General features: G+C 42.5%; 11 protein-coding genes. 5 read left to right on the forward strand and 6 right to left on the reverse strand.

The features are described from left to right. Window positions 1–18 precede the first annotated feature (18 nt). Window positions 19–522, forward strand: coding sequence for a DUF2062 domain-containing protein (locus NE535_RS06325; RefSeq protein ID WP_261297822.1), 504 nt, complete (start codon window positions 19–21; stop codon window positions 520–522). A 148-nt stretch (window positions 523–670) separates the two neighbouring features. Here the strand turns inward: NE535_RS06325 and NE535_RS06330 are convergent, their stop codons facing one another. From NE535_RS06330 to NE535_RS06350, 5 genes are read right to left on the reverse strand one after another with little or no spacing between them, the layout of a single operon-like run. Continuing rightward, window positions 671–925 (reverse strand): DUF3624 domain-containing protein, encoded by a 255-nt coding sequence (locus NE535_RS06330; RefSeq protein WP_261297823.1) that lies wholly within the window; start codon window positions 923–925, stop codon window positions 671–673. 8 nt (window positions 926–933) lie between these two features. Next, window positions 934–1506, reverse strand: a complete 573-nt coding sequence (locus NE535_RS06335) for a GNAT family N-acetyltransferase (RefSeq protein ID WP_261297824.1) — start codon at window positions 1504–1506, stop codon at window positions 934–936. 29 nt (window positions 1507–1535) lie between these two features. Further along, entirely contained in the window at window positions 1536–2777 is a 1242-nt protein-coding gene (lolE, locus tag NE535_RS06340; protein ID WP_261297825.1) for a lipoprotein-releasing ABC transporter permease subunit LolE, read from the reverse strand. Continuing rightward, window positions 2770–3477, reverse strand: a complete 708-nt coding sequence (lolD, locus tag NE535_RS06345) for a lipoprotein-releasing ABC transporter ATP-binding protein LolD (RefSeq protein WP_261297826.1) — start codon at window positions 3475–3477, stop codon at window positions 2770–2772. The genes lolE and lolD overlap by 8 nt, the downstream gene beginning before the upstream one ends. Then, window positions 3477–4721: a lipoprotein-releasing ABC transporter permease subunit gene (locus NE535_RS06350; RefSeq protein ID WP_261297827.1), complete on the reverse strand. Its 1245-nt coding sequence runs from the start codon at window positions 4719–4721 to the stop codon at window positions 3477–3479. Before NE535_RS06350 ends, lolD begins: the two co-directional genes overlap by 1 nt. Before the next feature lie 156 nt (window positions 4722–4877). Between NE535_RS06350 and NE535_RS06355 the strand changes: the two genes are divergently transcribed. Genes NE535_RS06355 through NE535_RS06365 form a run of 3 tightly spaced genes read left to right on the forward strand, consistent with a single transcriptional unit; the run spans window position 4878 to window position 10067 of the window. Then, window positions 4878–5486, forward strand: a complete 609-nt coding sequence (locus NE535_RS06355) for a hypothetical protein (RefSeq protein ID WP_261297828.1) — start codon at window positions 4878–4880, stop codon at window positions 5484–5486. 28 nt (window positions 5487–5514) lie between these two features. Then, complete coding sequence (gene mfd, locus NE535_RS06360; RefSeq protein ID WP_261297829.1) at window positions 5515–9024, forward strand: transcription-repair coupling factor; 3510 nt, start codon at window positions 5515–5517, stop codon at window positions 9022–9024. Continuing rightward, the gene (locus tag NE535_RS06365) at window positions 9024–10067 is read left to right on the forward strand and encodes a peptidoglycan binding protein CsiV (RefSeq protein ID WP_261297830.1); all 1044 of its coding nucleotides are present in this window, start codon (window positions 9024–9026) and stop codon (window positions 10065–10067) included. The genes mfd and NE535_RS06365 overlap by 1 nt, the downstream gene beginning before the upstream one ends. A gap of 661 nt (window positions 10068–10728) precedes the next feature. Here NE535_RS06365 and nagZ read toward each other — a convergent pair. Beyond that, entirely contained in the window at window positions 10729–11745 is a 1017-nt protein-coding gene (gene nagZ, locus NE535_RS06370; protein WP_261297831.1) for a beta-N-acetylhexosaminidase, read from the reverse strand. Window positions 11746–12044: 299 nt separating this feature from the next. Here nagZ and NE535_RS06375 point away from each other — a divergent pair, with 299 nt between their 5' ends. Beyond that, a complete protein-coding gene (locus NE535_RS06375) occupies window positions 12045–13421 on the forward strand; it encodes an L-serine ammonia-lyase (protein ID WP_261297832.1) in 1377 nt (458 codons plus the stop codon). Window positions 13422–13597 lie beyond the last annotated feature (176 nt).

A 13597-nucleotide genomic window follows, 5' to 3' on the forward strand; every position in this document is an offset into this window, starting at 1 on the left:
AGACAGTAATCAACTAAGATGCCAAAAAAATTCATACAAAAATTTATGCCGGATCCTAAAACACTGCAAAAGCATAAATATTTGCGTGTGTTCGGCAAACTATTAGATAAACCTAATCTATGGTTACTGAATCGCAAATCAGCACCTGGAGCATTTGCAGTGGGCCTGTTTGTTGGTTGGATGCCGATGCCATTTCAAATGGTTGCAGCAGCAGGCTTAGCAATCATGTTCAATGTGAATATTCCGGTTGCAGTCGCCCTAGTCTGGATTACCAATCCTGTAACCATGCCTTTTATGTTTTACATTGCCTATTTGTTGGGTTCTAAATTACTGGGGCAAGAAAGTCAGCATTTTGAATTTGAACCTAGTTGGCAATGGATAGAAGCATCATTGTCTACGATAGGGCCACCATTTTTACTAGGATGTTTTGTATTAGGTATCGTGTCTGCTGCAGTAGGTTATTTGGTGATTAATAGCTTATGGAAATATTCAGTATTATTTAAATGGCAAAAAAGAAAATAGTTCATATCATCTAAATCTCTAAATTAATTAACCTTAATTGAGGTTTAGGTCTGCCTTTATAAGCGCACTTCACATCTCCACCTTGATGTTTAGCTTCTACATACCGACTAATCATGTCTAATATGTTCAGTTTAATCTGCTAAAACACTCATTTATGCTGAGTGTTAGCACGATTTCTGATTCGATAAAACAGCCAAAACACTAGATGCAGTAACAACAAGCCACTAAAAGCCACACAGAAAAACAGTAACGCAATTGACTCAACAGTTTTAGGTTGTTCAGCGTAAAACCACCACCATAGCGGCCAGCAGAAAACTGATAACAAGCTAAGTTGTGCCATACAACGAAAGCAACGCCCCAGCTTTTGGATGAAAATGGATTCTTCACACTGGTGACAGGACATGAAGCACTCTAGTTAGGTTCACGGATCGAGTTAAATTCACTGGCTAGCAGTGCGTATTGATATTCATCGCACCAGTTCCCTTTAAACAGCACATGTTGAATAAAGTGACCTTCACGGCGAAACCCCACTTTTTCTAACAGCGCAATACTGGCTATATTTAAACAATCTGTAATAGCTAGCACTCTATGACGTCCTAGCGTATCAAATAAGTATTTGAGAACACAGTAAAGTGCCTCAGAGGCTACCGCTTGCTTTTGATTCAAAGGTGCAACAGTAAAACCGACTTCAATCTGGTCTTCATCAATAAAATGCAATGCTATATCGCCAAGGAGGGTATCTGTGCGTTTATCGCAAATAGCCATTTGATACCATTTGCCAGCTTGAGCAAATTGACAGTAATCCGTTTGCTGTAAAAGCTGCTTAGCATCCTCTAGACTGTAATGGGTCCAACTTTGATATTTAGCCACATTAGGATCATTTCGATAAGCTGCAAAAGCCATTAAATCGTCTTCGTTAAAAGCACGAATGACAAAGCGTTCTGATTGCAGCACGGGTGATGATAATTGCGTTTTAGTGGTCATCACCGTATGTCCTGAATTAGCATTGCAATTTACCGACCGGCTAACGCAGCAGCTGGGGCAATTTTGGTTGCCTTCCAAGCTGGGTAAACTGTTGCAATTAAACTCATCACCAAGCCTAATACAATCACAAAAACCACATCGTGCATTTGTAATTGTGATGGCAGAAAATCAATAAAGTAGATATCTGAATCTAATAACTGAATTCCCAAAAGTGTTTCAACGCCTTTGGCAATACTGCTCAATTTCAGCGCGACTAACACCCCGATTGCACCGCCTAAACTGCAACCTAAAAGGCCATTTAATCCGCCTTGCATAATAAATATGGTCATGATGGCTGAACGCTTTAATCCCATCGTCATTAAAATCGCAATTTCAGACGCTTTATCACGTACCGCCATCACCAAAGTAGACACAATATTGAAACATGCCACAGCGATCACTAGCGCTAACACTAAATACATTACCATTCTAACGAGTTGAATATCTTGATATAAATGGCCTTGAGAGCGCGTCCAGTCATTTAAATATAAGTATTGCTCCTGAGCGTAACCTAAATCACGGGTAACACCTGGCGCGTTAAACACATTATCAACTTGCAAACGCACTCCGCTAACACCAGTGCCAAGATTGAGTAAGTCGCTTAAATACTTTAGCGGCACATACGCTTGTGAAGCTTCAATTTCACCGCCTAAATCATACACACCACTGACCAAAAACCGATGGCTTTTAGCGGCACTTAAGCGATTATTGTTCGCATCAGGGGTATACATTGCCAGCGTATCGCCAACCTTTAATTGCAATTTATTTAATAAACTGCGCCCCAGAACAATATGATTGTCATTACCTTGCAAAGACTGCCAGGCACTGTCATTCATATATTGCGCAATGCTTGATACTTGCTGTTCATAATCAGTATCGATACCGTTCACAACAATACCTTGAAAACCACCGGGCTTTTGTACCAGTCCTTGTAAACGCACAAAAGGTGCGACACCGGTAATTTGCGGGATATTTTTAGCGGTTTCAGCAATGGTAAACCAATCATGAATAGGTTCATTCACGCCGACCAACTCACCATGGGAAATCACCCCAAGCAAACGGTTTTGCAGTTCTTTTTCAAAACCATTCATTGCCGATAACACGATAATCAGCACAGCGACGCCTAAAGCAATGCCCGCTGTCGATGCAAATGAAATAAAACCAATAAAGCCATTATTTTGCCTTGCGCGATAAAAACGCCAACCGATTAAAAAAGGTAACCATTTACTCATTAATGTTACCTGCTGCCACCTGTAGCACACCGTCTTTCATGGTTAATTGTCTGTCCATTTTGGCTGCCAGTTTATGGTCATGGGTGACCACCACAAAGGCCGTTCCAAACTGCTGAGCTAATTCACGGATCAATTGATAAACGGTTTCACCGCTGGTGGCGTCTAAGTTACCTGTTGGTTCATCAGCCAACACTAACTTAGGTTGATTGATTAACGCTCTGGCAATGGCAACGCGCTGTCGTTCACCACCCGATAATTGCGCCGGGATATGTTGCAGTCTGTGGCCAAGTCCAACGCGTTCTAGCAACACTTTGGCGTTTTGCAAAGATTGCTGCTTATCCTTCCCTTGAATAAAAGCCGGCATCGCCACATTTTCAATAGCACTGAACTCCGGCAGAAGATGGTGGAATTGATAAATAAACCCTAAGTCTTCATTTCGCAATTTGGCTTGCTTAGCCGCAGATAATTGGTAAATATCTGCACCATCAAGTAACACCTTCCCGTCACTTGGGGTATCTAAGGTGCCCATCAAATGCAGTAAAGTACTTTTACCTGAACCAGAGCTGCCCACAATCGCTAACTGCTCTCCTTTGTAAACCTCAAGATTGACATCTTTTAGCACATGGGTCGTCACTTCGCCGTCGTGATAATGTTTACTGACATGATTAACTTGCAGTAATACTTGTTTGGTCTGTGTCATTATTCGTATCTCAATGCAGTAGCGGGTTGAACCTGCGCGGCGCGCAACGCTGGATAAATGGTGGCAATCAGGGTAATAAATAAGGTGCCAACCACAATCACAGTTAATTGTGTGAGTGATAATTGCACCGGAAGCGTTTGACCTGCGCCTAGAATAGATATCCCTAACGTGGTTAAAATTTCATTCAAATTAAGCGTAAGCACAATACCGGTTAAAGTGCCTATGACTAAGCCAAGCACCGCATTAAGTGAGCCTTGCACAATAAAAATGTTCATTACAGCGGCAGTCGTCAGGCCTTGGGTTTTTAATACTGCAACGTCAGTGGTTTTATCTACTACCATCATCACTAGTGCCGAGACAATATTAAACGCCGCCACCGCGACAATTAAACTGAGCATCAATGACATCATATTCTTTTCCATCTTCACGGCAGCAAATAGATGGCCAAAATCAGCGCGCCAATCACGGCTTGTAACTGCTACGCCCTGTTCACTTAAACTATCGGTTATTAACGGCGTGATGCTGGCAACATTAAAGGGATCGTTCAGATATACTCGTAATTCGGCAATCACCTCAGGGTCTTGGCGCATTAACCGACGCGCATCTTGATAATGTACATAAGCAACAGTCGCGTCGACCTGAGCCCCCATCTCAAACACACCCGCCACCTTAAATTTACGTTGGCTCGGCACTGGCCCTAGCGGTGAATAAACAACCCCATCACCACTTAAAATACGAATTTCATCATCGGCTTTAACCCCCAGTTTTCTGGCCAATTCACTGCCTAATACAATGGCATAACTTCCTGGCGTCAATGCATCAAACGCGCTGGAATAGGTATGGGAAATAATACTGGATAAACCCTGCTCTAGTTCTGGGAACACCCCCAACACCTGAGCCGCTGCAATATTTGAACTGGATTGCAACATACCCTGAGTGGTCGCGCTAGGCACAATGCCCATAATGTCATGTTGTAAACGCTTATCCTTTTTAACGGCTAAAACACTTGTTTGCCAGTCGTCAAAGCCTGTATCACTAATTAACGTCAGTTGTGGTACAGCCCCTAAAATTCGGTTTTTAAGTTGGCCTTCAAGACCATTCATCACAGAACTGACGACAATCAACGCCGCCACGCCTAAAAAAATGCCCGACACAGCAAACAAGGTAATAAATGAAGCAAAGGCATTGGCTTTACGTGCGCGCCAATAGCGATACCCCACAAAAAAAGAAAATCCAAAATTCATATAAAATTTGTCATCCACTGCCGTATTTCGGGCGTATATTGGTTATCGCTGAGCCAAAAACTATGCTAAAACTGGCCATAAAAGCTTATGACTTGCTAAACCATCAAGTTGGGCACGATAATAGGGGTATTAGTTTGATAAATAAAGAGGCAAACCTTGATAAACGATAGCAATTCTTATTTTAGCGTGCCTCACCAGTTTAATGTGTATCTTAATGCTTGGGATAAACAGCGCCCGATCCCTGACGATAACCAATTACGTCAAATGCAATCGACTGGTTTGAAACTATTATCAGAGGTGAAAGCGCTTGAAGCTAACTGTTTAATGCAAATACGTCAGCTAGAGAGTGAAACCAAATCGATTGTTGAGTTTTTAAAACTTCAATCACGTAAAGTCGATTTAGTACTACAGCATGTATTGGAAAAAGAAACCCAAACGGGTCAACAGTACCAAGGGCTTCAATTTGGTGGCAGCGGCTTAAGTATTGTGTCTGACACCCCAATTGAAGTGGGATCTATTTTTAGTTGCCATATTTATCTTCACGCAGAAGTCGTGGCTGTATTGTGCATGTGTGAAGTCACCGCCGCTAAACAGGTCAATGTAGAAACAGTCGCACCGGACGTATCAGCAGCGCCGTCATGGCATATCGAACTCGCCTATACACAAATTTTAGATGAAGATATCGAACAACTAGTGAAAGCTAGCTTAAATGTTCAACAAAAAATGCTTAAACTGCGTAAGCAACAACGTAATGACAATCTGTAAGTTCTCTTAATACAAGTTAATCAATTTCATGAAGCAATTTAGTGTAACTGCCCCGCCAAGTGTCAAAAAAGGCCAACATCAGCAAATTTTAGCTACGCTTGGCGGAGTTTCCCAAGCGCTGACAGTGGCAAACTTAATTAACCAACATTCAGGCACCAGTTTGGTCGTTACCCACGACACACCAAGTGCACTGGCATTAGAAGCCGAGTTAAGTTATTTATTGGCAAATTCATCGGTAAATGTGTGTTTATTCCCCGATCGTGAAACCTTGCCCTATGACAGTTTTTCGCCGCATCAAGACCTGATTTCACAGCGTCTAGAATCATTAGCCCAAATCAGTCAAAGCACCCATAACGTGGTCATTGTGCCGGTGAATACCTTGATGGTGCGTTTGCCGCCCAAGTCATTTTTAACCGCTAACGTGATGATTTTGAAAAAAGGCGATATTTATAGCCTTGATCAAGTACGTCAACATCTTACCGACACTGGCTACCACATTGTTGATCAAGTGTATGAGCATGGTGAGTTCGCTATCCGTGGTTCAATTATTGATATTTTCCCAACGGGCTCAAAACAACCTTTACGCATTGAATTATTCGATGACGAGGTTGAATCAATCCGCTTTTTTGATGTTGATACCCAACGTTCAGGCATGGCTCTTGAACATATACGCATGTTGCCTGCTAAGGAATTCCCAACAGATAGCGCTGCTATTGAAGGGTTTAGATTGCGCTATCGTCGGCGTTTTGAAGTGATATCAAAAGAAGCCGAGTCAGTTTATCAACTGGTTAGCCGTAATCTCATGCCCGCAGGTATTGAAAATTATTTGCCATTATTTTTTGATGACAGTGCCTCGTTATTTGATTATTTACCGGAGCAAACCCAGCTTATTACCCTAGGTGATATAGAAAAAGCCTGTGAGCAACACTTAAACGAAGTGCATACCCGCTATGAAGATCGCCGCGTTGATCCACTCCGGCCATTACTTGAGCCTAAAGAGCTGTATTTATTAACAGAGCAATTGTTTGCAGCTTTTAAACCGATGCCGCGCAGTCAGTTTATTCAGACTATTGTCACGGCTGATGGCCAACAAGATACTGAATTAGTGCCTAAAACGGCCCAAATGGTAAAAGCGAAACCGATTGGTGACATCAATGCCAACCATAAGCTTAAACAGCCTATGCAGGCATTACAGGATTACAGCCAAAAGCAACCGCAAATGTTATTTGTGGCAGAATCTGAAGGTCGCCGTGAAGCACTGGTAGAGTTGCTGGGAAAAATCGGCATAAAACCAAAATTATTCAAACATATTGATGATTACATCAGTGCTAAAGAATTTATTGGCTTAATCGTATCGCCATTATCACGAGGCTGTGAGCTAGAACTGGGTGCGAAAGGTAAAGTCAGTATCATTTGTGAAACTGAACTGTTCGGCCATCGCATTTCACAGCAACGCCGCCGTGAAAAACAAAAACAAGTCAGTTCTGATGTTTTAGTCAAAAACCTCGCCGAATTAAAAGTGGGTCAACCCATAGTGCATTTAGAGCACGGCGTTGCGCTTTACCAAGGGTTAGAAACCCTTGATACCGGCGGCTTGGTTGCAGAATACTTAAAATTAGAATATGCCGGCGGAGATAAATTATATGTCCCCGTGTCGTCATTGCATCTTATCAGCCGCTACAGTGTTGGCAATGATGACAATACCCAACTGAATAAATTGGGTAATGAAACCTGGGCCAAAGCAAAGAAAAAAGCCATCGAGCGCATTCGTGATGTCGCCGCCGAGTTATTAGATGTCTACGCCCGTCGCCAGTCTAGACCCGGTGAAGCGTTATCTCTGGACGAAGATGAATACGCCGTTTTTGCCCAAGGTTTTCCGTTTGAAGAAACCGTCGATCAAGAAAGCGCTATTCATGCTGTGTTAGCCGATTTACAAGCGCCTATGGCGATGGACAGATTAGTCTGTGGTGATGTTGGCTTTGGTAAAACTGAAGTTGCCATGCGCGCCGCTTTTGTGGCCGTCAATGCGGGCAAGCAGGTTGTGGTATTGGTACCCACCACCCTGCTGGCTCAACAACATTATGAAAACTTTAAGGACCGTTTTGCTGATTGGCCGATTGTGATAGAAGTCATGTCGCGTTTTAAAAGCGCCAAAGAACAAAGCCAAGTTGTTGAAGCGTTAGGCGAAGGAAAAGTGGATATTGTCATTGGCACCCACAAACTTCTGACCGCTGAAGCAAATTTTGACAATCTCGGTTTATTAATTATCGATGAAGAGCATCGATTTGGTGTCCGCCAAAAAGAAAAAATCAAAGCCCTGCGGGCCAATGTCGATATTCTCACCTTAACCGCTACACCTATTCCGCGCACCTTGAATATGGCTATGTCTGGTATGCGTGACTTATCGATTATTGCCACGCCACCCGCCAAACGTTTAGCAGTTAAAACCTTTGTGCGTGAGTACGATATTGCCACAGTAAGAGAAGCGATATTACGAGAGATTTTACGTGGTGGTCAGGTGTATTACTTACATAATAACGTTGAGACCATTGAAAAAGCTGCTCAAGAAATTCGTGACATTATCCCTGAGGCGCGTGTAGTAACGGCGCATGGACAAATGCGCGAACGTGATTTAGAAAAAGTCATGTCAGACTTTTATCACCAAAGGTTTAACGTGTTGGTATGTACTACCATCATTGAAACCGGTATTGACGTGCCCAGCGCAAACACCATTTTAATCCACCGCGCTGATATGTTTGGTCTTGCCCAGTTGCATCAGTTACGTGGTCGAGTGGGTCGTTCGCATCATCAGGCATACGCCTATATGATGACGCCGCATCCCAAACGCATGACAGCAGATGCACGCAAACGGCTAGAGGCCATCGATGCTCTGGAAGATTTAGGCGCAGGTTTTTTACTTGCCACCCAGGATCTTGAAATTCGCGGTGCCGGTGAATTACTTGGTGATGAGCAAAGCGGACACATCAGTAAAATCGGCTTTAGCCTGTATATGGAGATGTTAGAGTCAGCGGTTAAAGCGCTCAAAGAAGGTAAAGAGCCATCATTGGCTTACATGATGAATGCCATTTGCGACATAGATTTGCGTATTGCGGCCTTGCTACCTGAAGATTATGTCAGTGACGTTAATATGCGTTTGTCATTGTACAAACGTATTGCTAATTGCGATTCTGAACGAATGATTGATGAACTAAAAGTAGAGTTTATCGATCGTTTCGGGATGCTGCCCGACCCCACCCGTAATTTAATGGATATCACCTTATACAAACATCAAGCAACCGAGCTGGGATTACAGCGAATTGAGATGCATGCAAAAGGTGGCAGCATTGAATTTGGGCCACAACATAAAGTCGATCCCATGTTTATCATCGATTTATTGCAAAAGCAGCCACAAATCTATCGAATGGATGGGCCAAATAAGTTAAAGTTCACCATTCCAGCTGAAACAAGTAAAGAGCGACTCGGATTGTTAAAAACCTTACTTGAACAGCTTGCTAAACATCAAACTGGAGAGCAATAGTGCTTCGTAAAATAGTGATAGCAATGACAGCGCTTGGTGCGCTGTCTATGTCAGTTCAAGCCAAGGCGGATTCTTGGTTTGAAGTAGAAGTGTTTATATTTGAGCGTGACAGCCAATCATTAGAGCAATGGATCAACACTCCTGCGCCACAAATTAATGATCGTGCAATCGACTTTATCACGCCGTTGATCAGCACCGACATCACTGGCGTAGCCGCAGGCTTAAGCGGTTGCACCTCGAATGATTGGTCTACTGAATTAACCCCAGATTGTAATGATCCGTTAACCAGTAGCACGGTTCGCAGTCATCCAAGTCAGGTTCCCGTTGAAGTTGCTGCATCAAGTCCGCAACAGGCGTACTTGAACCAAGGCCCAGTGCTATTAGCGCAAAGCCAAAGCCGATTTAAAGACATTATCAGAACCGTTAACCGCGAACGTAACGTAAAGCCGATTGTGCATTTAACCTGGCAGCAAAATATGCAATCAAAACGTTACGCCAAAGCAGTGCGTATTTTTGGTGGTAAAGATTATTCTAAGCAATTTGACTACCACGGGCAGCAAGTTAGCAACCAAAGTAATAATGCCCCTTCGAATCAATTATCAATGAGTGATTATTCAACGTTAGGTAATATGATGCAAACCGAGCAAGTTAACCCCGTATGGGAGCTTGATGGCACAATCAACATTTACTTAAGTCACTATTTATATATCGAAAATAACTTAGCATTGCGTAAGCCGACACAAAAGCTTGTTGAGTCTAATCGCAGTGAGTTTAATCAATTCGATGCAGTGAATACCCAAATTGAAAAGACCATGCAGCCTTTTCTACAGGCGATCCCTTTAACCCAAAATCGTCGCGTTCGTAGCGGTGAAATCCATTATTTTGATCACCCGCAAATGGGTATTGTGATGCAAATCAGAAAAATGCCTCAACCCACCATGGTAAAACCGATTGATTTAGGTGAGCCAACACCGCAAAGCCTGCCACAATCTGAGCCATCACAAGCGATTCAATCAGGTGTGATCCAACCTTATTCTCAGTAAAGTGAACAAGTAGTTGAAAATGAAACCGGGGGCATTCTCCGGTTTTTTTATACGTAAATTCCATTGCCGTAATTGAAACAATAATGATTAATACTACAAAACCACGTTCTTATTTGGCATTTTATTGAGGGAATAAAAAAGCGGCTATCAAAGATAGCCGCCTGCAAAAATTGCATAAAACAGTAAAAATATGACATTAAAGATAGCACTCGAATCGCATTTCAAATGCTAGCTGTATCAATTTGTATCACGACAGTTCGTTTTTTGCCATCTTTAGCCTTTTTTGCCTTGCCAAATGCTGTAAAAACAAACAAAACACTCACTTTTAGCACTAGTTTAGCTGTTAATGTTACTGTCAGTACGAATCAAAAGCCTTTATAAAGAGGTTAAAACGGCTCAAGTAAAAGAATATCCAATACTTCAGATTAAAAACCGCTCACAAACTAAATAACCCCAACGTGGGTTGAGATCTGCTCAATAAGATGAATTCAATCAATTTAGCTAATCTCGTAGCAAACTTATCATTCGTTTTTGAAAACAAAGCACATCAACACATTCATAGCTGGCCTATTGCACGTTAATTAAATGCAGCTAACAAGACAAGTGACTGTTTGGTAAATATTTATTATTCCATTTTGAAGTTAAACGTCCATAACAAGCATTAAACTGACTGATGAATGAGCTTGGCCGTTTCAATCGCTTTAAGCCAGCGTGCTTGCTGTTCTAAGGCATTCACCACGGTTAATGGCTGAGGTTTTAAACTCATGGCATTTGCTACGGGTGGCGTAGTTGGCCAAACAAACTGCGCCAATAATGCGTCAACGCCAACGGGATCATTACAGACTAATATCATATCGCAGCCCGCATTCAGTGCCGCTTGGGCACGACCTAAATAGTCACCAGCAAAACTGGCGCCTTTCATCCCTAAGTCATCTGAAAAAATAACCCCTTTAAAACCTAAACGCTGACGTAAAACATCTTGCAACCAGTAACGTGAAAATCCAGCAGGATTTGGATCTACTTTATCGTAGATAACATGGGCTGGCATAACACCATTTAATTGCTCTTTTGAGATCAAACTGACAAATGGCTGCATATCAAAGGCTTCAATTTCGGCTTGGCTTCGACTGTCTACTGGCATCGCAATATGCGAATCAGCCGCCACACTGCCATGACCAGGGAAATGCTTGCCTACCGCGGCCATACCGGCGTCTTCCATACCGCTAATAAACGCCGCCGCTAAAGTGGTCACTTCATCAGGATTAGGACTAAAACTGCGTTTACCTATCACTTCACTTATACCATTTACATCTAAGACTGGTGCAAAGCTTAGGTCAATATCACAAGCAAGTAATTCTACCGCCATCAAAAAACCACACTCTTTAGCCCACAGTTTTGCTAATGTAATGTCGCCATTTGCGGCAGGTAAAATATCGCCCATTGCAGGAATATGAGTGAAGCCATCTTTGAATCTTTGTACTCGCCCACCTTCATGATCCACGGCGATAAGTAGCTCAGGCCTAATGCCTCGAACCTGTTTAACTAGATCAACTAACTGGTCTTTATTAGAAAAATTGCGGCTAAAAAGGATTATCCCTCCTACTTGGGGATGTTGAAGTTGTACCGCTTCGAGATCTGATACCGTTAATCCCGCAAGATCCATCATTAAATAGCTCAATCGACTACCTCTAATTTTTTAGCCTAAAACCATTGATGTATAAGTCAGGCTAATCTGAAATAAATGCATAAAAAAAACTAATGAACAGTACAATTAAAAACTGTGGGATACTCTTAAAAGAACTGAGTATTTCAACACAAAGCAGCTCATTGTCTTACGTTTGTGAGATGTAAAACAAATCAGTTCACGATCGTCTATAGTGAAATCACTCAGCGACAGTGAATCGATATATTTAGTTGAGCGATGATAATACTCTCAAATAACTAAAACAATAAACGACCTAATAAAGGCTACATATTATGATCAGCGTTTTTGACATGTTCAAAATTGGCATCGGCCCATCAAGCTCCCACACCGTCGGACCAATGAAAGCCGGTAAAATCTTTATGGACAAATTAGCAGAACAAAACCTGCTAGACAGTACCGATGAACTTCAATCCGAATTATTTGGTTCTTTAGGTCAAACCGGTAAAGGTCATGGTACCGGAAAAGCCGTTATTTTAGGGTTAATGGGTGAAGATCCAGAAACCGTTGATACCGATACCATTGATGCCATTTTAGAAGCCGCTTCTAAGGATCAACAGCTAAAGTTAGCCGATGGCCGCTATGTTAAATTTACCCGTGAAGATGGTGTCACTTATCATCGCCGCAAAACGTTACCTGCCCATGCCAATGCCATGACACTGTATGCATTGTCTAAAGGCGAAATCATTTATCAACGCACCTATTATTCGGTCGGTGGTGGTTTTATTCTTGATGAAGATGAAATTACTCAGCGCAACGCATCACCTGCAACACCGATTAAACAAGCTCCTTTTGATTTTCATAGTGCCGCGCAGCTACTAGAACTTTGCTGCGAAAATGGCTTAAGTATTTCATCGTTGATGATGGCCAATGAACTTAGCATCGCAACCGAAGATGAAGTTAAGCAAGGCCTATGGAATATTTGGCAAACCATGAAAACCTGCGTCGAACGTGGTTATCAAAAAGAAGGTATTTTGCCCGGTGGACTTAAACTACGTCGCCGCGCGCCTTCTTTACACCGCCGTTTAAAAGCAGAAGGACGCAATAACACCGATCCATTAACGGCCATGGATTGGGTTGATTTATTCGCCCTGTCTGTCAATGAGCAAAATGCAGCAGGCGATCGCGTAGTTACGGCGCCAACCAACGGGGCAGCAGGAATTATTCCAGCCGTTTTATGTTACTACGATATGTTCGTGCAAGAAGTGGATATCGATGTTTGCAGTCGCTACTTACTCACCGCTGCAGCTATTGGTATTTTGTACAAGAAAAATGCCTCAATTTCAGGTGCAGAGGTCGGTTGCCAAGGTGAAGTTGGCGTGGCCTGTTCTATGGCTGCGGGAGCGCTCACTGAGATTATGGGCGGCACAGTCGAGCATGTAGAAAATGCCGCAGAAATTGGCATGGAACATAACTTAGGTTTAACTTGCGATCCTGTTGGCGGCCTAGTTCAAGTGCCTTGTATTGAGCGTAACGCTATGGGCGCAGTCAAAGCCATTAATGCTTCACGTATGGCATTACGCGGAGACGGTAACCATAAGGTGTCACTCGATAAAGTGATCAAAACCATGATGGACACAGGCAAAGACATGCGCAGTAAGTATAAAGAAACCGCTAAAGGTGGCCTTGCGGTAAACATTGTAGAGTGTTAAATCTTGTTGATTGATTAATCATTAAATAAAGCCAACCCTCACAGGTTGGCTTTATTGTTTTATGCTTCATACACTTGATATTTTTAAGTTTTCAGCATAGAAATTGAATTTTGTTCAGAAACCGCTCATATGACACACTTCACCCATAACAATGATATAAGATAAGCAAAGTTAAT

The sequence above is a fragment of the Shewanella holmiensis genome (assembly GCF_025370255.1).
GTDB classification, from domain to species: domain Bacteria; phylum Pseudomonadota; class Gammaproteobacteria; order Enterobacterales; family Shewanellaceae; genus Shewanella; species Shewanella holmiensis.

Coding starts and splice junctions, on each gene's coding strand:
- NE535_RS06325 (WP_261297822.1), top strand. CDS start 19: ATGCCAAAAAAATTCATACAAAAATTTATGCCGGATCCTAAAACACTG.
- NE535_RS06330 (WP_261297823.1), bottom strand. CDS start 925: ATGTCCTGTCACCAGTGTGAAGAATCCATTTTCATCCAAAAGCTGGGG.
- NE535_RS06335 (WP_261297824.1), bottom strand. CDS start 1,506: ATGACCACTAAAACGCAATTATCATCACCCGTGCTGCAATCAGAACGC.
- lolE (WP_261297825.1), bottom strand. CDS start 2,777: ATGAGTAAATGGTTACCTTTTTTAATCGGTTGGCGTTTTTATCGCGCA.
- lolD (WP_261297826.1), bottom strand. CDS start 3,477: ATGACACAGACCAAACAAGTATTACTGCAAGTTAATCATGTCAGTAAA.
- NE535_RS06350 (WP_261297827.1), bottom strand. CDS start 4,721: ATGAATTTTGGATTTTCTTTTTTTGTGGGGTATCGCTATTGGCGCGCA.
- mfd (WP_261297829.1), top strand. CDS start 5,515: ATGAAGCAATTTAGTGTAACTGCCCCGCCAAGTGTCAAAAAAGGCCAA.
- NE535_RS06375 (WP_261297832.1), top strand. CDS start 12,045: ATGATCAGCGTTTTTGACATGTTCAAAATTGGCATCGGCCCATCAAGC.